The organism is Streptomyces sp. NPDC090127 (assembly GCF_044746945.1).
Lineage (GTDB): Bacteria > Actinomycetota > Actinomycetes > Streptomycetales > Streptomycetaceae > Streptomyces.
Genome location: NZ_JBIVDE010000001.1, coordinates 26,192 through 45,483 on the forward strand (window position 1 = coordinate 26,192; position 19,292 = coordinate 45,483).

At 74.4% G+C, this 19,292-nt stretch carries 11 protein-coding genes; 8 read left to right on the plus strand and 3 right to left on the minus strand.

Annotated features, from left to right (window positions below):
- Nucleotides 1-14 precede the first annotated feature (14 nt).
- A complete protein-coding gene (gene eccB, locus ACIPPS_RS00120) occupies nt 15-1,568 on the minus strand; it encodes a type VII secretion protein EccB (protein ID WP_401424927.1) in 1,554 nt (517 codons plus the stop codon).
- A 192-nt stretch (nt 1,569-1,760) separates the two neighbouring features.
- Between eccB and eccE the strand changes: the two genes are divergently transcribed.
- The 8 genes from eccE (at nt 1,761) to ACIPPS_RS00160 (ending at nt 13,848) form a co-directional block, all read left to right on the plus strand.
- Nucleotides 1,761-3,083 (plus strand): type VII secretion protein EccE, encoded by a 1,323-nt coding sequence (gene eccE, locus ACIPPS_RS00125; RefSeq protein WP_401427109.1) that lies wholly within the window; start codon nt 1,761-1,763, stop codon nt 3,081-3,083.
- Nucleotides 3,083-3,844 carry a hypothetical protein gene (locus tag ACIPPS_RS00130; RefSeq protein ID WP_401424929.1) on the plus strand — a complete coding sequence of 254 codons (762 nt, stop codon included), beginning with the start codon at nt 3,083-3,085 and terminating at the stop codon, nt 3,842-3,844. Before eccE ends, ACIPPS_RS00130 begins: the two co-directional genes overlap by 1 nt.
- 225 nt (nt 3,845-4,069) lie before the next feature.
- Nucleotides 4,070-7,777 carry an SCO5717 family growth-regulating ATPase gene (locus tag ACIPPS_RS00135; RefSeq protein WP_401424931.1) on the plus strand — a complete coding sequence of 1,236 codons (3,708 nt, stop codon included), beginning with the start codon at nt 4,070-4,072 and terminating at the stop codon, nt 7,775-7,777.
- Nucleotides 7,778-7,955: 178 nt separating this feature from the next.
- Entirely contained in the window at nt 7,956-9,830 is a 1,875-nt protein-coding gene (locus tag ACIPPS_RS00140; RefSeq protein ID WP_401427112.1) for an ABC transporter substrate-binding protein, read from the plus strand.
- 85 nt (nt 9,831-9,915) lie between these two features.
- Entirely contained in the window at nt 9,916-10,947 is a 1,032-nt protein-coding gene (locus tag ACIPPS_RS00145; RefSeq protein WP_401427114.1) for an ABC transporter permease, read from the plus strand.
- The gene (locus ACIPPS_RS00150) at nt 10,944-11,843 is read left to right on the plus strand and encodes an ABC transporter permease (RefSeq protein WP_401424933.1); all 900 of its coding nucleotides are present in this window, start codon (nt 10,944-10,946) and stop codon (nt 11,841-11,843) included. Before ACIPPS_RS00145 ends, ACIPPS_RS00150 begins: the two co-directional genes overlap by 4 nt.
- A complete protein-coding gene (locus tag ACIPPS_RS00155; protein ID WP_401424936.1) occupies nt 11,840-12,808 on the plus strand; it encodes an ABC transporter ATP-binding protein in 969 nt (322 codons plus the stop codon). Before ACIPPS_RS00150 ends, ACIPPS_RS00155 begins: the two co-directional genes overlap by 4 nt.
- Nucleotides 12,703-13,848, plus strand: coding sequence for an oligopeptide/dipeptide ABC transporter ATP-binding protein (locus ACIPPS_RS00160; RefSeq protein ID WP_401427117.1), 1,146 nt, complete (start codon nt 12,703-12,705; stop codon nt 13,846-13,848). Before ACIPPS_RS00155 ends, ACIPPS_RS00160 begins: the two co-directional genes overlap by 106 nt.
- A 205-nt stretch (nt 13,849-14,053) precedes the next feature.
- On the opposite strand, the gene ACIPPS_RS00165 is transcribed toward ACIPPS_RS00160, so the two are convergent.
- Together ACIPPS_RS00165 and ACIPPS_RS00170 are read right to left on the minus strand one after the other, a co-directional pair.
- Nucleotides 14,054-15,010 carry a bifunctional riboflavin kinase/FAD synthetase gene (locus ACIPPS_RS00165; RefSeq protein WP_401424938.1) on the minus strand — a complete coding sequence of 319 codons (957 nt, stop codon included), beginning with the start codon at nt 15,008-15,010 and terminating at the stop codon, nt 14,054-14,056.
- Between the two features lie 31 nt (nt 15,011-15,041).
- Nucleotides 15,042-19,040: a trypsin-like peptidase domain-containing protein gene (locus tag ACIPPS_RS00170; RefSeq protein WP_401424941.1), complete on the minus strand. Its 3,999-nt coding sequence runs from the start codon at nt 19,038-19,040 to the stop codon at nt 15,042-15,044.
- Between the last annotated feature and the right edge of the window lie 252 nt (nt 19,041-19,292).

Consider the following 19,292-nt stretch of genomic DNA (forward strand, 5'->3'; position numbering starts at 1 on the left):
TCTGCCGCCCTCCCCTACGAACCCTGCGGCTGGCGCGCGCTGTTGGTGTCGAGTCTCGGGCCCTTGGAGAGGAACTCCGACCAGGCGAGGGGGACGAGGACCGGCGTCACCTTCTCGTAGCCGAGTCGCGTCTGCGCCTCGCTCGGTTCCGGGCGGCCGTCCGTCTGCTGGGTGCGGTCGCCGCTGCCGATGTCGGAGCGGGCGGCGTCGCTGTCCCCGTTCGCCTGCACCGCGTACCGCAGTCCGGTGTCGGTGACGAGGAAGAGCGAGCCGTCCGGCTTGGTCTGGTTGCCCTGGACCTGGGTGTAGAGGAGCCCGCTGCCCGGGGTGACGTACGTGCTGGTGCCACCCGCTGTGATCTCGGCCGGGTACGTCGTGCCCGCCCAGGTGGTGAGGGTCGTGGCGCCCTTGTCGTCGACGCTGTTCAGGACGGAGCAGATGGTGTCCCGGGCGGCGGCGCCGGTCACCGTGTTGACCTGCTCCGACTTGCGGGCCGGCCAGCGGTACTGGGTGCCGAAGGTGGCGGAGTCCGGGGTGAAGGAGGCCGCGTCGACGGTGGTGACCCGGCCGTCCATGTCGAGCGGGTCGGTCTGCGGGGAGTTGATGAGCAGCCAGGCCGTGAACGCGGAGACCGGCTGGACCTTGCCCGGCAGGACGACGTAGTGCTGCGGTCCGGAACCGGTCTGGGCGAGCAGGACCATGCCCACCCGGTCCTCGGTCTGGCTGAGGCCGCCGCCGACTCCGGCGGGCGCGCCGACCCGGCCGGGGAGCTGCGGGAACCCGATGGGGCTGCCGGTGTGCAGGGTGTTCAGCCAGTCGTCGGTGACCTGCTGCGGTTCCTTGTTGAGGCCGACGAGCGCGGTGGTGAGTCCGGCGGACTCGTCGGGCGCCCCGGGAATCTCGTACTTCGTGCCCCGGTGGTCGACCAGGTAGCGGGTGCTGCCCTTCTGGCCCTTGACGTACATGATCTGTCCGTCCTTGAGCTGCCCGGGCCCTTCGGTCCGGGTGAAGTCCCGCTGCGCGAAGACGAAGGTGGCCTTCTGGACGCTGCCGCCCTTGCCGCCGCCCGGCTGTTCGCAGACGGCCCACCGCTTGGCGGTGCCGGCCTCGCCCGGTGAGGGGAGCCGGTCCGGCGCGTAGGGGATGCCGAGGATCGGGCCGCGCGGGGGCTTGCCGCCGTCGAGCACCTCGTCGGCGACCTGGATGACCGAGAAGGACTGCGGCGTCAGCAGGAGCCGTGCGGAGGCGAGGTTGAGTACGGGGTGGAGGAGGGTCTTGCTGTCCTTGCCCTTGCCGGTGGTGAGCACCACGTAGCGGGTGGTCGACTGCTTGCCGACGATCACCTTGGTGCCCGGCTTGTCCCAGCCCTTGGGGGCCTTGGGGCTGAACATGCCCCACGCGCCGAAACCGGCCAGGACCAGCGCGCCGACGACGAGCCCGGGCACGACCGCGCGCAGCGGCCTCGGCGCCCCCTCCTCCGTACCGGAGGGAGAAGGTTGGAGGAAGGCGGCCACCGTGCGCTTCTTCGCAAAGGTGTACGCGTTGAGCTCATCCCGCCGTGATGCCATGAGTCCCCATTTTTCGTCAGGCGCAGTCTTCACCGTTGCCTTCGGGGGGCGTGGCACCCGGGCTCCGGCTGTCGGACCGGCCCCCTACTATGCCTGCTGTCCCCCGGCGTCTGGGGGCCGGGTAGGGTGATCGGGCCGCCAAAGACCTGGCGGGCGAGGGTGATCGGGACGAATTTGGGGGGATTCTCCATGATGGCATCCGCGACGCGGACACGGTCCCGCGCGGCCGCACCCTCCCCTCGTTCCGCCACGCCCCCGACCGCCGGTGCGCCGTCCACCGTCTCGCCCCGCCTTCAGGCGCGCCCGGGACACTTCGGATCGTTCCGATTGCAACAACTCGTACTGATTGAGGGAGCGGCCGCTCTGCTCCTGGTGGCGTGGGTCGTCGATCCGATGCTCCTGGTCCCGGCGGCGCTCCTCGCGGTGGTCCTCGTGCTGCTCGCGGTGGTCCGCCGGCACCGCAGGTCGCTGCCGGAGTGGCTCGGCACGTTCCTCACGCTGCGCGCGCGTACGCGCAGGGCAGCCTCGTTCACGGTGCCGGAGGGTACGGAGCCGGGGCTCGCGCCGGTCGTGGAGTGCGATCCGGCGCTGCGGACGTACGCGTACAGCGACCGGGACCGCCGGCCGGTCGGGATGATCGGCGACGGTACGTTCCTCACGGTGGTCGTACGCGTCGACTCGGAGGCCACGGCGCTGCGTCCGGACCGCTCGGCGCGGCCGCTGCCCGTCGCGCTGCTGCGTGACGTCCTGGACGTGGACGGGATCCGGCTCGAGTCCGCGCAGATCGTGCAGCACACGCAGCCGGCGCCCGCCCCGCACCTGCCCGCGCAGTCGATGGCCGCGCGCAACTACGCCCCGCTCCAGGCGCAGACGGGGTCACCGGCGGTCCGGGTCACGTGGGTGGCGCTGAAGCTGGACCCTGAGCTGTGCCCGGAGGCCGTCGCCGCGCGCGGGGGCGGCCTGACCGGCGCGCAGAAGTGCGTGGTGCGGACGGCCGACCAGCTGGCGAGCCGGCTGGCGGGGTCCGGTTTCCGGGCGACCGTGCTCACGGAGCAGGAGCTCGTCGCCGCGCTCGCCACGTCCACCTGCGCGAGCCCGATGGCGATCACGCAGGCCGGGCGCGGACAGGCGCAGGGCCGGCGGACCCAGGAGACCGCGCGGACCTGGCGGGTGGACGACCGCCGGCACACGACGTACTGGGTGGGGCGCTGGCCGCACCTCGGCGGCGCGGCCGGACCGGGTGGTCCCGGCGCGTCGATGCCGCAGCTGGTCGCCCTGCTGACCTCGCTTCCCGCGCTCGCGACGACGTTCAGCCTGACGCTGAGCGGCGGCGACCGCCAGGAGGTGACGGTGGCCGGGCACGTACGGATCACGGGACGCAGTGACGAGGAGCTGGTGGCGGCGCGGCACGAATTGGAGCGCGCGGCGCGCGGGGTGAGGACGGGCCTGGTGCGGCTCGACCGCGAACAGGTGCCGGGGATGCTGGCTTCGCTACCGCTCGGGGGTGCGCGTTGATGTCCTCCGCAGGTCGGTCGTCCACGGGCCGCTCCGGTCGGGGTACGGGTCGGAGCGGGAAGCCCCGGTTCGGCTTCGGGCTCATCGGGCCGCGCCGCGACCGGCACTCCGTACCGCTGGAACAACTCGGCGCGCTGAGCCTGCCCGTCGGCGACGACGGCATGGTCATCGGTGTGGACGCCGGGGGGCGGCCCGCCGTCCTCGGCATCAACAGGCCGACGCCGTACGACGTGACGCTGATCGGCGGTCTGTGGACGGCGCAGGTGATGGCGCTGCGCGCCGCCGCGACGGGTGCGCGGGTCGCCGTGGAGACCGGCCGCGCGCCGGTCTGGACGACGCTCGCGCAGGCCGCGGGCGGGGGGCAGCCGTGCATCACGCTGCACGACGTCGGCCGGGTCCCGCCGCAGGGCGCCTCTGCCGGCAGCCCGGTGGTCGTGGTGCGGGACTGCGGGATGCGTCCCCCGCGAGGGCGGGTCGTGTCCGGGCCCTGGCAGTCGGTCGTGACGCTGCTGCCGTACCTGAGCCCGGTGGCACCTCGCCTCCTCGAGAAGTCCTCCCTGGTAGGGGTCCAGCGTGTCTCCCCGGACGAGGCCGCGCAGCTCGGCCGGATCATGGGGTTGCCGAGCGCGGAGTCGGAGGCGTTGTCGACGCTCGCCGACGGTGTGACCCTGTGGTGCACGCCGGGGGACCGGCAGTTCGTCATGACACAGGCCACGGAGGCCGAGACCGGATTGTTGGGCAACGCCCGCCGGATGGACTGAGCCGGAGGACGCCCACCAAGTCCGTCCGTTTTTGATGGTTTTGGCGCGTCTCGTGGCGCTGTGGATTTCACTCTGCGGCGCGGGCAGGTCACTTGGGGGCGATACGTGACCTACGGGACAGGCGTGCGCGGGCGGTCGGGCCTGCCCGGCGCACACGGTTGGCGATTAGGGTGGGAGGGCCCGCCCACGACAGCACAAGGGTGCGCGACCACACCAGGAGGCAAAGTGAACGGCGATCGGGACGAGATCCACGGGGGTTGGAATCCACCCGCCGATGATCAGTCCGACGCGGATCCCGCCGAGATGACGGGTGAGTTCACCATCGACTACACCCCTCCGGCCTGGTACACGCAGAACGCCGGGGGAACAGGTGGTGCGGGCGGCGTGACCCCACCGCCGCCGAGCGATGCGCCCGTTGCCGTCCCGGGGCTTCCGGCGGGCAGCGGCTACGAACCCAACGTGCCTGGTGCGGCGAGTGCGCCTGGTGCGGCGAGTGCGCCTGGTGCGGCGAGTGCGCCTGGTGTTCCGAGTGTGCCTGGTGCGGGTGGTGTGCCGGGCGCGCCTGGCGTGGCTCCGGTTCCGTCTCCCGTTCCGTCGGCTCCCGTTCCGCCCGTTCCCGTTCCGCCCGTTCCCGTTCCGTCGGCTTCGTCCGCTCCCTTTGCTCAGCCCGGACCGGTGCAGCCCGGTGCGGTTCAGCCGGGTGCCGTGCAGCCCGGTGCGGTTCAGCCGGGTGCCGTGCAGCCCGGTGCGGTTCAGCCGGGTGCCGTGCAGCCGCCCGCGGCTCCTGCTGCGCCCGCCGCTTCCGCCGCGCCTGCCGAGGGCGAGCCCGCCGGGAACGGCGACGTGGAGAGCGGCGCGACGATGCGCTTCTCCTCAGCCGCGCTCCGGCGCGAGATGGCTGAGATCGCCGAGCGCGCCGCCGCCGCTGACACGGCGTCCGCCGACGCGGGCCGGGGCCCTGACCTCGGTGGCGTCGCCGAGGCGTCTTCGGCGGAGACCCCGGGGGATTCCACCCCCGAGGATTCCGCCCCGGCCGCGCGGTCGGCCACGGACGCCGCCGAGTCCGACTCGTCCGACGCTCCCGACAGCGGTTTCGCGCTCGCGCTGCCCACGCCCGACGCGGCTCCCGCGCCCGCCGCCACGCCGACCCCCGCGGGTGAGGCTCCGCAGCCGGCCGAGGACGCGGCGCCTGCCGCACCGGCCGCGCCCGCGAACGAGGACGCCGAGCCGAACGACGCCCCCGCGCCGCCCGCCCCCGCCGAGCCGGAGGACGCTCCCCCGGCGGCTCTGCCGTCGCCCCTCGCGCTGCCGCAGCCCCTCCCGTCGGTGCCCGCGCCGCCCGCGAACCCCGTGGCGCCGCAGGGCGCGGACGGCTTGCCTCCGCTGCCGCCCTCGTTCCAGCCCGCGGCTCCCCCCGCCGTGCCGCACTGGCCCGCCCAGGCGCCCGCCGACGAGCAGCCCGCCCCGGCCCCTGTGGCGCCTCAGCCCCCCGCGTGGCCGGCCCAGCCGGCTCCCGCACCGCCGCAGGGCGGGTACGGCTTCCCGCGGCCGGGCCAGCAGCCCGCGCCGCAGGCAGCCGAGGCCCCGGCGCCGCAGGGTGGTTACGGGTTCCCGCAGCCCGCGTCTCAGGCAGCCGGCACCCCCGCGCCGCAGGGTGGTTACGGCTTCCCGCAGCCCGGCCAGCAGCCCGCGCCGCAGCCCGCACCCGCGCCTCAGGCAGCCGACGCCCCCGCGCCGCAGGGCGGATACGCCTTCCCGCAGCCCGGCCAGCAGCCCGCGCCGCAGCCCGCGCCCGCGCCTCAGGCGACCGACGCCTCCGCGCCGCAGGGCGGGTACGCCTTCCCCCAACCCGGCCAGCCGCAGCCCCAGGCCGCTCCCGTACCGCAGCAGGCGCAGGCAGCTCAGGCGCACGGCGGGTACGGGTTCCCGCAGCCGGGCGAAGCCCCCGCGCCGCAGGCACAGGCACCTGCTCCGGGCGGGTACGGTTTCCCGCAGCCCGGCCAGCAGCCCGTGCCGGCGCCCATGCCGCAGCCCGCGCCTCAGGCGCCGCAGGGCGGTTACGGGTTCCCGCAGCCCGGCCAGTCCGCGCCCGTACCCCCGCAGGCACAGGCCCAAGCACCGGAGCAGGCACCGGCCCAGGGCGGTTACGGCTTCCCCCAGCAGGGCGAAGCCCCCGCGCCGCAGGGTGGCTACGGCTTCCCGCACCCCGGAGCGCAGCCCGCGCCCCAGGCACCCCAGCCCCCGCACGGGGCCGTGCCCGGGCAGCCGCAGCACGAGGGACAGGTGCCGCCGCAGGCGCCGATCGATCCGCGGAGCGGTGCCGGGTGGCCCACGCCCGTCGCGCACGACCAGCGCGAGCGGTCCGTGCCGGGCGCTCCGCTCGGGTACACCGCCGCCGTCGAGCTCTCCTCGGACCGCCTGCTGCGCAACAACAAGCAGAAGGCCAAGTCCAGCCGGAACCCCGGCGCCTCCGCCCGCTTCAAGCTCGGCGGCAAGCGCGAGGAGGCCGAGCGGCAGCGGAAGCTCGACCTGATCCGTACGCCGGTCCTCTCCTGCTACCGGATCGCGGTCATCTCCCTCAAGGGCGGTGTCGGCAAGACCACGACGACCACCGCCCTGGGCGCGACCCTGGCCACCGAGCGGCAGGACAAGATCCTCGCCATCGACGCCAACCCCGACGCCGGCACGCTCGGCCGCCGGGTGCGGCGCGAGACCGGGGCCACCATTCGTGACCTCGTGCAGGCGATCCCGTACCTCCACTCGTACATGGACATCCGCCGCTTCACCTCGCAGGCGCCGTCCGGCCTGGAGATCCTCGCCAACGACGTGGACCCGGCCGTCTCGACGACGTTCAACGACGAGGACTACCGGCGGGCGATCGACGTCCTCGGCAAGCAGTACCCGATCATCCTCACCGACTCCGGCACCGGTCTGCTCTACAGCGCCATGCGCGGTGTGCTCGACCTCGCCGACCAGCTGATCATCATCTCCACGCCGTCCGTCGACGGCGCCTCCAGCGCGTCGACCACCCTCGACTGGCTCTCCGCGCACGGCTACGCGGACCTGGTGCAGCGCTCGATCACGGTCATCTCCGGGGTCCGCGAGACCGGAAAGATGATCAAGGTCGACGACATCGTGCAGCACTTCCAGACGCGTTGCCGGGGTGTGGTGGTCGTACCGTTCGACGAGCACCTGTCCGCAGGCGCCGAGGTCGATCTCGACATGATGCGGCCGAAGACCCGCGAGGCGTACTTCCACCTGTCGGCGATGGTCGCCGAGGACTTCGTCCGGGCCCAGCAGGTCCAGGGCCTGTGGACGGGTGACGGCGGCCAGGGCGCCGGCGTCCCGCCGCACATGGCCCCGCCGGCCCCGGGCCAGCCGATGCCCGGCCAGCAGATCCCGGGCCAGCCGGTGCCCGGCCAGCAGATCCCGGGCCAGCAGATCCCGGGCCAGCCGATGCCCGGCCAGAGCCAGCAGCCGTACGCCCCGCAGCCCACGCCCGGCCAGCAGCCCATGCCCGGTCAGCCCATGCCCGGCCAGCCGATGCCCGGTCAGGTCGCTCCCGGCCAGCAGCCCGTGCCCGGTTACCCCGCCCCGGGTCAGGCCGACCCCGGGCAGCCCATGCCGCTGCCCGGCCAGCCCCAGCCCTACCCCCCGCAGCAGGGACAGGCACAGCCGTACGCGCCCCAGCCCTACCCGCAGCCCTACCCCCAGGGCCAGCAGCCCCAGGCGCCCGGCCTCCCCCAGCCCTACCCGCCGCAGCCGGACCAGGGCTGGCAGCAGCAGCCTCCGGCGCACCCCCAGCCGCAGGCCCAGCCCCAGCCCGCGCCCGTCGATCCGAACGCGCCCGTGCCGCCCCCCGGTTGGCCGCAGCAGCACCAGCAGCAGGCTCCGGAGACGCCGCCGCAGGCTCCGCCAGCCCCTCAGCAGTAAGGCGTCACAGGAGTAGACCAATGAGGCCCCGCACCGGCTCCCCGGTGCGGGGCCTCCTTGCATTCCCGCAGCCCACAAGGGGTTTGAGTCATCGTTGACGACCCTTGTCCACCGCTGATAAACCTTCGCTTCACCAGTTGGCGCCCAAGATCCACGACGCGAGGTACGTCCTATGGTCATGGTCACGAAGGTCCCGCCCCGCCCCGCAGCCCCCCGAAGAGTCGCCGCTCGACTCCCCCGGCTCCTCCTCGCCGCAGGCGTCACCGCCACCACGCTCCTGGCCGTACCCCAGGTCAGCGCCCCCTCCGCGCACGCGGCGGACGGGGACGGGAAGAGCAGCGGCACCACCCTCACGGTCGCCGTCTCGCAGAGCGTCGACTCGCTGAGCCCGTTCCTCGCCCAGAAGCTCGTGTCGACCAGCATCCACCGGTTGGCGTACGAGTACCTGACGAACTACGACGCGAAGGACGCCCGGCCGATCCCGGGCCTGGCGACCGCGTGGACGCCCTCCTCCGACAAGCTGACCTGGACCTACACGATCCGCGCGGACTCGACGTGGTCCGACGGAAAGCCGGCCACCGCCGAGGACGCGGCCTGGACCTTCAACAAGATGATGACGGACCCGAACGCCGCCACCGCCAACGGCAGCTTCACGTCCAACTTCAAGAAGGTCACCGCGCCCGACCCCCGGACGCTCGTCATCGAGCTGAAGAAGCCGCAGGCCACCATGACGGCGCTGGACGTGCCGATCGTGCCCAAGCACGTCTGGGAGAAGGTCGGCGACTTCTCGAAGTTCAACAACGACCAGCGGTTCCCGATCGTCGGCAACGGCCCGTTCGTCATCACGGACTTCAAGGTCGACCAGTACATCAAGATGAAGCCGAACAAGAAGTTCTGGCGCGGCACGCCGAACTTCGACGAGCTCGTGTTCAAGTACTACAAGGACGGTGACGCGGCCGTCGCCGCGCTGCAGAAGGGTGAGGTGTCGTTCGTATCGAACCTGACGCCCGCTCAGGCCGCCGCCCTGAAGACGATGAAGAACATCAAGGTCAACGACGCCCCCGGACGTCGCTTCTTCGCCCTGGCCACCAACCCGGGCGCCCGTTCGAAGGACGGCAAGACCTTCGGCAACGGCCATCCCGCGCTGCTCGACCCGGCCGTCCGCAAGGCGCTCTTCCTCGCCGTCGACCGGACCACCATCGTCGACAAGGTCTTCCAGGGCCACGCCGTCGAGGGCGAGGGCTACGTCCCGCCTCGGTTCTCGTCGTACTTCTGGAAGCCGAGCGCCGAGCAGAAGCTCGGCTACGACCCCGCCAAGGCCGCCCAGCTCCTGGACCAGGCCGGGTACAAGAAGAACGGTGACGGCAAGCGGGTCGGCAAGGACGGCAGGGCGCTGGACTTCCGGATCCTCTGCCACGCCACCGACCCGAACGACAAGGCGGTCGGCAAGTACCTCCAGGAGTGGTGGGGGGAGCTCGGCATCGGGCTGAAGGTCGAGTGCCTCGACAACGTGGGCGACCCGTGGACCAAGGGCGACTACGACCTCGCCTTCGACGGCTGGTCGGTCAACCCCGACCCGGACTACGTCCTGTCGATCCACACCTGCGGCACTCTGCCCGCGACCCCGAAGGACACCGGCGCCACCGACAACTTCATCTGCGACAAGCAGTTCGACACGCTCTACGCGCAGCAGGCGGCGGAGTACGACGCCGCCAAGCGGGCGGATCTGGTCAAGCGGATGCAGTCCAGGCTGTACGACACGGGGTACATGAACATCATGGCCTACCCGAACGCCCTGGAGGCGTACCGCACGGACCAGATCAAGTCCATCACGACCATGCCGGCCGCCGCCGGCAACCTCTGGGGCCAGGACGGCTACTGGAGCTGGTGGTCGGCCGTGCCGGCCGCCTCCGCCGCCGGGTCCGAGTCCTCCACGGACGGCGGATCGTCCACCGGGGTGATCGTCGGCATCGGGGCCGCCGTGGTCGTCGTGGTCGGGTTCGGGATCTTCCTCGGCATGCGGCGCCGCTCCACCGCCGACGACCGCGAGTAGACGAGCCCAGAGCGCACGGCCGAGAGCGAAGGCGAAGAGCGACGACGTGACAACGGCAAGCACGCCCAGCACCCCCGCCGACGTGGTGCGGACCGAACCGGTCCGCACCACGGACGGCGCCTCCCGCACGGGGACGACCCTCCCGTACCTCCGTTACGTGGCCGGCAAGCTGGGCGGCGCCGCCGTCTCGCTCTTCGCTGTGCTGGTCACCAGCTTCTTCCTGTTCCGGATCATCCCGGGCGACCCGGTCAAGGCGATGACCCACGGCGTCCCCACCTCGGCCGAGCAGCTGGCCACCCTGCGACGGCAGTTCGGCCTCGACCTGCCGATGTGGCAGCAGTTCACCGACTACTGCGCCAGGGCGCTGACCGGCGACCTCGGCACCTCGTACCAGTTCCACGCCCCGGTCGGCGAGCTCATCGCGCAGAAGCTGCCGGCGACGCTGCTGCTCACCGGGGTGGCCGTGGTGCTCTACTCCTCGCTCGGGCTCTGGCTCGGCACCCGCTCCGCGTGGCACCACGGCGGCCTCGGCGACAAGGTGAACACCGGCGTCGCGCTGACGCTGTGGTCCGTGCCGTCGTTCTGGCTCGGGCTGCTCCTGATCATCGTCTTCTCGGTCGGCATCGGCCCGATCCCGGGGCTCTTCCCGACCGGCGGCATGGAGTCGGGCACGGGCGAGACCGGCTTCGCGTACGTCCTCGACGTCGCCCACCACATGGTGCTGCCGGTGGTGACCCTGGTGGCGGTGGGGTACGCGCAGACCCTGCTGGTGATGCGCTCCTCGCTCCTCGACGAGATGGGCAGCGACTATCTGACGACCGCGCGGGCCAAGGGGCTGCGCGACGACGTCGTACGGCGCCGGCACGCCGTGCCGAACGCGCTCCTGCCGACGGTGACCATGGTCTTCATCAACCTGGGCCATGTGGCGGCGGGATCGATCCTGGTGGAGACGGTCTTCTCCTGGCCCGGCCTCGGCGGGCTGTTCTACCAGGCGCTGAGCGTGCCCGATCTGCCGCTGGTGCAGGGGCTGTTCGTGGTCTTCGCGGGCGCGATGATCGTGATGAACCTGATCGCCGACCTGCTCTATCCGCTGCTCGACCCCCGGGTGGGCCGATGACCTCCTCGTCACTCTCCTCTCTCGCGTGGGAACGCCGGCGCGGTACGGTGTCCCGCTTCTGGAAGCAGTACCGGACCCACCGCGCCGGGCTCTACGGCCTGGCCGGACTGGCCCTGATCGCGCTGCTCGCGCTCGCCGCACCGCTGATCGTCGGCTCGGACGTGCAGTCGGTGACGAACGCGCCGGGTACGGCGCTGGAGTCGCCGAGCGCCGCGTTCCCGCTCGGGACCGACCAGTTCGGGCGCTCGCTACTGGGCCTGCTGATCTGGGGCGCGCGGATCTCGCTGCTCGTCGGCCTGCTCGCGGCGGCGCTCTCGGTCGCCATCGGCACGCTCGTCGGGATTATCGCCGGGCACTACGGCGGCTGGTTCTCGACGGTCGTCATGCGGATCACCGACTGGTTCCTCGTCATGCCGACGCTCGTCCTCGCGATCGTCCTCGCGACCGTGATGTCCCGCTCGATGTGGACGGTGATCCTCGCGATCGGCGTCACCAGCTGGCCGACCACGGCCCGCCTCGTGCGCGCCCAGACGATCGCGGTGGAGTCCCGCCCGTACATCGAGCGGGCCACGGCGCTCGGCGGCGGCCACGGGCACATCATGAGCCGGCACGTGCTGCCGAACGTGATGCCGCTGGTCCTGGCGCAGACCACGCTCGGCATCTCGACCGCGATCCTCACCGAGGCGACCCTGGCCTTCCTCGGCCTCGGCGATCCGACGGTGGTCTCCTGGGGCGGCATGCTCCAGGACGCGCGGGAGGCCGGCGCGGTCTCGTCCGGCCACTGGTGGTACCTCGCCCCGCCCGGGATCGCGATCGCGCTGGTCGCGCTCGCCTTCACGCTCTGCGGGCGGGCCGTGGAATCGGTGCTGAACCCGAAGCTGGGGGTGGGGCGATGAGCCTGCTGGAGGTACGGAACCTGAGCGTGACGTACGGGTCGGGGGCGAACGCCGTCCCTGCCGTACGGGGCGTCGACCTCACCCTGGCCGCCGGGCAGAAGCTCGGGGTGGCGGGCGAGTCGGGCTGCGGCAAGTCGACGATGGCCCTCGCGCTGCTGCGGCTGCTGCCGCCCTCCGCGCGGCTGGACGGGCAGATCCTGCTCGACGGCGAGGACGTCCTCACCATGAAGTGGGGGCGGCTGCGGGCGGTGCGCTGGGCGGGGGCGTCGATCGTCTTCCAGGGCGCGATGCACTCGCTGAACGCGGTGCGGCGGATCGGCGACCAGATCGCGGAGCCGCTGCTGGTGCACGGGCGTGCGACGCCGGCGGCGGCGCGGAAGCGGGTCGGGGAGCTGCTGGAGCACGTCGGGCTGCCGGCGGCGCGGCGGTCGGCGTACCCGCACGAGCTGTCCGGCGGGCAGCGGCAACGAGTGATGATCGCGATGGCGCTCGCCTGCGATCCCCGGCTGATCGTGGCGGACGAGCCGACGACGGCGCTGGACGTGATGATCCAGGCGCAGATCCTGCGGCTGATCGAGGGCCTGGTGGCGGACGACGACATCAGCCTGCTGATGATCAGTCACGATCTGGCGGTCCTCGCGGACACCTGCGACCGGCTCGCGGTGATGTACGCGGGGCGGGTGGTGGAGGAGGGGCCGGCGCGGGCGGTGTACGACGCGGCGGAGCATCCGTACGGCCGCGCGCTGTCGTCGGCCTTCCCGAGGATCGGCGACCTCACCTCCCGGCGGGCGCCGCGCGGGCTGCCGGGCGATCCGCCGGACCCGGCCGACCTGCCGGGCGGGTGCGCGTTCCATCCGCGCTGTCCGGTGGCGGTGGACGACGTCTGCGGGGTACGGGACCAGGAACTGCGGGACGCGGGCGCGGGGCGCCGGGCGGCCTGCGTACACGTGGGGAGTGGCTCATGAAACCGTTGACACCGGACGGTTCGCCGTCGGGAGCGGGCGGGACGGTGACGGAGGACCCGGCGGCGCCCGTCCCGCTGCTGTCGGCGAGCGGGCTGCGGGTCACCTTCCCCGGCCGGCGGGGAGACCCGGCCGCGCGCGCCGTGGACGGGGTGGACCTGGACATCGGCCCCGGGGAGATCGTGGCGCTGGTCGGCGAGTCGGGGTGCGGCAAGACCACCCTGGCGCGGTCGCTGCTCGGGCTCGTGGAGCCGACGGCCGGCGCGGTCACCTTCGCCGGTGAGCCGCTCGCGTACAACTCCCGCGCCCTCAAGGCGTACCGCAGGCGCGCCCAGCTGGTCCTCCAGGATCCCAGCGGCTCGCTGAACCCCCGGCACACCGTGTACGACGCGGTGGCGGAGGGGCTGCGGATCCACGGGTACGAGGGGGACGAGGGGGACGAGCGGGCGGCGGTCGGGGAGGCGCTGGCGCGGGCGGGTCTGCGGCCGCCGGAGCGTTTCTTCCTGCGGTACCCGCACGAGCTGTCGGGCGGTCAGCGTCAGCGTGTCGTCATCGCGGGCGCGCTGGTCCTCCAGCCGGAGCTGATCGTCGCGGACGAGCCGGTGGCCTCGCTGGACGCGTCGGTACGGGGCGAGATCCTGGCGCTGCTGCTACGGCTCCGGGACGAGCTGGGCCTGTCGGCGCTGGTCGTGACGCACGACCTGGGTCTCGCGTGGAACATCGCGGACCGGGTGGCGGTGATGTATCTGGGGCGGATCGTGGAGACGGGCACGGTGGAGTCCGTGCTGACGGAGCCTCGGCATCCGTACACACGGGCGTTGTTGTCGGTGCTTCCGGAGTCCGAGGGCCCTCCGGTGGTCCTGACGGGCGAGCCCCCGGACCCGTCCCGGATCCCGTCCGGCTGCCGCTTCCACGCCCGCTGCCAGATCCTCGCCTCGGGCGAGGCGGCCCCGGTGGCGGACCGCTGCCGCACGGAGGACCTGCCGGTGCTTCCGGGCGGCGGCACCCGGGACGTGGCCTGCCACTGGGTGCGGGCGGACTGAGGCGCGGGCGGCTCGGCGGGGCGCGCCTGCCGGGGGGCGCTCGACGGGCGGGCCGTCCCGGGGGGGCGGGGGGCCGCCCGGCGGGTGGGCCGTACGACGAGTGGGCCGTACGACGGGTGGGCCGTACGACGGGTGGGCCACCCGGCCGGTGGGCCACCCGGCCGGTGGGCCACCCGGCCGGTGGGCCGCCCGGCCGGTGGGCGCCTCAGCTCTGCCTGTCGTACGCCTCGGTCAGCTCGCGGCAGCGCTTGACGTCCCCGGCCATCGCTTCGAGCAGGTCGTCCAGGGTGTCGAACGTGAGCATGCCGCGTACGTACGCCAGGAAGTCCACGGCCACGTGCAGGCCGTAGAGATCGAGACCCTCGCGGTCGATGGCGTACGCCTCGACGGTCCGCTCCGTGCCGTTGAACTGCGGGTTCGTACCGACCGAGATCGCGGCGGGCATGCGCTCCCCGGCGGCGGTCAGCCAGCCGGCGTACACGCCGTCGGCCGGGATCGCGGTGTGCGGCAGGGTCTCGACGTTGGCCGTCGGGAAGCCGAGCTCGCGGCCGCGCTGCGCGCCCCGGACGACGATGCCCTCGACGCGGTGCGGACGGCCGAGGATCTCGGCGGCGCCCTCCACGTCGCCCTCGGCGACCAGGCGGCGGGTGAGCGTGGAGGAGAAGGGGTCTCCGCCGCCCGCCGTACCGCTCACGAAGAGGTCGATGACCTCGACCTCGTAGTCGTAGGTGGCGCCCAGCTCCGCGAGGAAGCCGACGTTGCCGGCGGCACGGTGGCCGAAGCGGAAGTTCGGGCCCTCGATGACGGCCTTCGCGTGCAGCTTGTCGACGAGGACCTTCACGATGAAGTCCGCCGCGGAGAGCTGCGAGAACTCGGCCGTGAACGGAAGGACGAGGACCGCGTCGACGCCCAGCTCCGCGATCAGTTCGGCGCGGCGGGGGTGCGCGGCGAGCAGCGGCGGGTGGCTGCCGGGCCGCACGACCTCGGAAGGGTGCGGTTCGAAGGTGACGACGACCGAGGGGACGCCGAGGTCACGGGCGCGTTCGACGGCCCGTCCGATGATCAGCTGGTGCCCGCGGTGCACCCCGTCGTAGGAGCCGATGGTGACGACGCTGCGCCCCCAGTCCTGGGGGATGTCCTCCAAGCCACGCCAGCGCTGCACTGTGACCGCTCCTCGTCCGCCTGTTCGCCGATTACGCAGGTCTAAGACTGCCATGCCCACGGCCATCGACTCGCATCGGCATGGAACTGCGCAGCCGCTGGACCGTTCGACGGGTGCTGGGGCCGACGACGACGGCCCACGCGTCGGGGTCGGCGGCGAGCCAGTCGGTCAGGTGGGCGGCGAACGCGGGGACCTCGCGGGCGAGCTCGACGAGCCGTCGGTCGAGGCAGGTCGCGCCCTCGGCGGTACGGACGAGAAGGAGGCCGGCGCGGTGGACGAGCTCGCGGGTGCGGACCTCGGGGCGCCGGGCGCAGCCGAGCGCGGCGGCGCGCAGCAGGGCGTCGAGAACCGCCAGGTCCCGTGCCTCGTACCGCTCGTGGTCGAGGAGTACGTCGAGGAGTTCGGTACGCAGAAGGCGGGAGGCGCCGGTGCCGGGCGCGGCGAGCACCGGGGCGAGGGCGCTGCGGACCTGCACGGGACGGCCCCGGATCAGGGCGGTGACCAGGGGGAAGAGGACGGCCCTGGCGGCGGGGCCGTGTTCGAGGCGGCGGTCGACGAAGGCGGCGGCGTGGCGGGCGCCGTCGGGGTGACGGTCGACGTACTCGCGGACGAGGGCGGCGGCGCGGCGGGCGAGGGCGGGGGTGGTGACCTCGGCGAGCGCGCGCAGGGCCGCGCCGGCGGCCTCCCCGGGGCCGTGCAGCCGGGCCTGGAGAGCGGCGAGCACGGCGTCGGGGTCGGTGGCGAGCGCGGCGGTGAGCGCATCGGCGGGGACGCGGGGGTCCGTCAGGGCGCGGGGCAGATGGCGGGGGCGGGTGTGCGGATCGCGGACGAGGAGACCGAGGGCGGGGCCGTGCAGCGCCGCGTCGGCGGGGCGGGCGAGCAGGGCGAGCGCGGCGTAGCGGAGGAGCTCTCGGTCGGGACCGGTCGTGACGTGGTTAGCGACGAGACCTCCGTACGTGGCGGCGGCGGCGCGGCGGGCGAGCCTGCCGTCGTCGTGGGCCCAGCGGTCGACGGCCCGGCAGACGGCGGACGGTTCGTCCTCGACGAGCGCGGCGAGCAGCCCCTCGGCGAGCGGGTGGGCGGTGGCGACGAGCGCCTCGCACAGGTCGTCGACGGCGAGGTGGCGGTGGGTGTGCAGCAGGGCCTGTGCGGCCGTCCCGACGGTGGCGTGCGGGGCGGCGCGGAGGGCGCGCCCGTCCCCGAACCAGCGGCAGAGCAGGGGCTGCACGCCCCGGGGCTCGGCGACGAGCCGTGCCGCGACGACGTCGAGAAACCGGGGCGTGGCATGGCCCCCGGCCGGCGGATCGGCGGGCACGAGCCGCCGCAGAAGATCGACCCGCTCCCCTTCCCCCACCCGCAGGCCCACCCAGAACGCGGGCCCGAAGAGCGCGGGAGACACGGCGGCGAGGACGGGGGCCGCCGGGCGGGTGGCGGGGGCGGGAGGGGCGGCGGGGGCAAGGGGGGTGGCGGGGGCCGGGTTCGGGGCTGGGGGCGCGGCCGGGGCCGAGGGCTGGGCCGGCGCCGAGGGCTGGGCCGGGGCGGGAGGCGCGGCCGGGGCTGGACGCGCGGCTGGGACCGAGGGCCGGGCCGCGGTCGAGGCAGGATCCGAGGCCGAGGGCTGGGCCGGGGCGGACGCGGCCGGGACCGAGGGCTGGGCGGCGGTCGAGGCAGGCTCCGAGGCCGAGGGCTGGGCCGGGGCGGACGCGGCCGGGACCGAGGGCTGGGCCGCGGTCGACGCGGGAGGGGCGGCGGAGGGCTGGGCCGCGGTCGACGCGGGCTCCGCGGTCGAGGCAAGCCACGAGGCGGCCGTCGGGGCCAGGCGGCCTCCTGGCGGTGCTTCCGGGGCCGGGCGTGGTGCGGGGACGGTCTCACGGGGCCCGGGGGCGGGGCTCGGGGGTGGGTCGCCGGGGCCCGGGGCCGTCGGGTGGGCGCCCAGGTGGTCGGCCAGGCGGCGGAGGGTCGGCAGGTAGGGGCGGGGGTCGGGAAGGCCGCGCAGGGTCCGGTCGAGCAGACGGGACGCCCACCAGGCCGCGTCCGCCGTCGCCCGGCCGTCCGCGCGGAGCCGCTCCAGGGCCTCGACAAGGCCGGTCAGCCGGCGCCCGAGCTCCTCGGCCCCGTGCTCGCGGTCCATCAGGAGAAGCGCCTGGACGACGGGCCCGATCCGGTGCCGCGGTACGGGGAGGGGGCCCTGTGCCATGGCCGTGTGCGGGGCGCCGGGGCGGGCGGGGAGGCGGCCCTGGGCGCCCTCGACCCCCTCGCCCCGCCGGTGGACAAGGCCGCTCAGGGCCCCGTCGACGTCCAGGTGGGCGCCCTGGATCCAGTCGGCGAGCTCCTCGTGGCCGAAGCGGTAGCCGGAGCCGGCCGGGACGACGAGCCCCTCCGTCAGCACGGCGGAGGCCCAGCCCGTCCGCCACGGGAAGATCTCCTCGAAGGAGCCCCGGTCCAGCTCCCCCTGTCCCGGCCCCAGGCACCGGCGGGCCGCCTCGTGGACCTGCCCGGCGACCCGCGCGGCCAGCCGCCGCACGGCGGCACCGCGCGGGACCGGGCGGGACCCGGCGGCGATCCGCACCGCGACCCGCAGGCACATCAGGTCGAGGTAGGCCCCGAACACCTCCTCCCGCCCGGGCCGTCCCGGCGCGCCCCCGGGCACGGCGGCCCGGACCTCGGCGAGCAGCCGCAGCACGAGCGGGTGCCGGGCGTCGTCGGAGGCGACGTCGCCCGCCGCGAGGCCGTACCCCGCCCGGGCGAGCGCCGCCTCTGCCTCGGTCAGATCGCCGAGCGGGACGGAGCCATGCGCCCCGGGCCCTCGGTGCAGGGACTCCGGCGCGTGGAGGCGGGTCGCCCGCTCCCAGAACTCGGGGCGGCAGCCGAGCATCAGGCGCGTCCGGTGGCGGCCGAGCCAGGCCTCGGTGCCCGTCGTCCAGTCGGGGAGGCGGTGCGCCAGGGCGGGCGGCATCTCCTCCGGGCCGTCGAGGACGACCAGCAGGGGGCGGCCCGCCTCGTGGGCGAGCGCGGCGACCCGTTCGGGGGTGGCGGTCGACAGGTCGCCCCCTGTGCCCGACGCGGTGACGATCCGGCCCGCCTGACGCAGCACGCGGGCCACGGCATCGGCGACCGAGGTGTCGTACGCCCGCAGGTCCGCCCCGCGCAGCCAGACCGTGGGGGCCGGTTCGGCGCCCCGGGCCCGCTCGGCGCAGTGCGCGGCGAGGGCGGTGGTCCGTCCGCTGCCGGGCGCGCCGACGAGGGCGAGGACGCGGGCGCCCGAGACGGCGAAGTCCGCGAACTCAGTTACGCAGGCGGCCCGTTCGACCGGAGCGGGCCAGCCCCCCGACCGCCCGCTCGCGCAGGCGGACCCCGCGGCAGACCCGGTCGCGGACGCCATGGAGGTCGCGGTGAGTCCGAGGACGGCCGCCAGATTGAGTTCCCGCCCGTAGCACGGCGCGGTCGTCGCGTTCCGCCTCAGCAGCTCCGCGAGCGGGCCCACCGGCGTGAGGGGCAGGGCGTATCCGGCGGCCCGGTGGTCGCCGTACAGCGGGGTGCCGAGGACGCCGAGGACGGCCCCGGTCTCCGGGTCGACGACGGGCCCGCCGGTGGCCTGCCCGCCCAGCCGCAGCGCCTCCGCGCCCTCAGTGCCGATGGCCAGCTCCCAGGCCGGCCAGGAAGCCCCGGTCCCGTAGGTGACGGCTGCCGGGCCCAGGACCCGCGCCTCGCGCCAGCCGTGCGCCGCGATCCTCACGTACGTCCCCGCCTCGACCTCGGTCCGCACCGCGACCGGCAGCGGGCGGACGCCGAGCCCCTCGGCCCGGACGAGCGCGAGGCCGGTCCCGGGCAGCAGGGTGACGTCATCGGCCTCGGCGACGTGATCGCGCGTGCCCTCGCCGACAGCGCGCAGCAGAATCCGTACGAGACCGTCGACGGCCTCGTGACTCGTGACGACCGTCCCCCGGTCGTCGGCCGCGAAGCCCGTTCCGCGCGGCCGGCCCGCCGGATCGCAGATCCGTACCAGCGCTCCGAGGTCCCCGCGTCCCATGGATCGACGGTAGGTCGGCGGTGATCACTCCGAGAACCACACAGGCCGAACGCGCCCCCCAGCGCTCCCCCGTTTCACTCCGAGCGCCTGCCCGAAGGGGTGAATCGGCGGACCGGAGTGGAGAGACACTTCCCGGGGGGAGGGGATCGTGGGGGGGGGGGGGGGGGGGGGCCCCGCCCCCCCCCGGGGGGGGGGGGGGGCCCCCCCCCCCCACCACCCCCGCCCGAGGCCGTGACCGAAAGTGGGCGACAA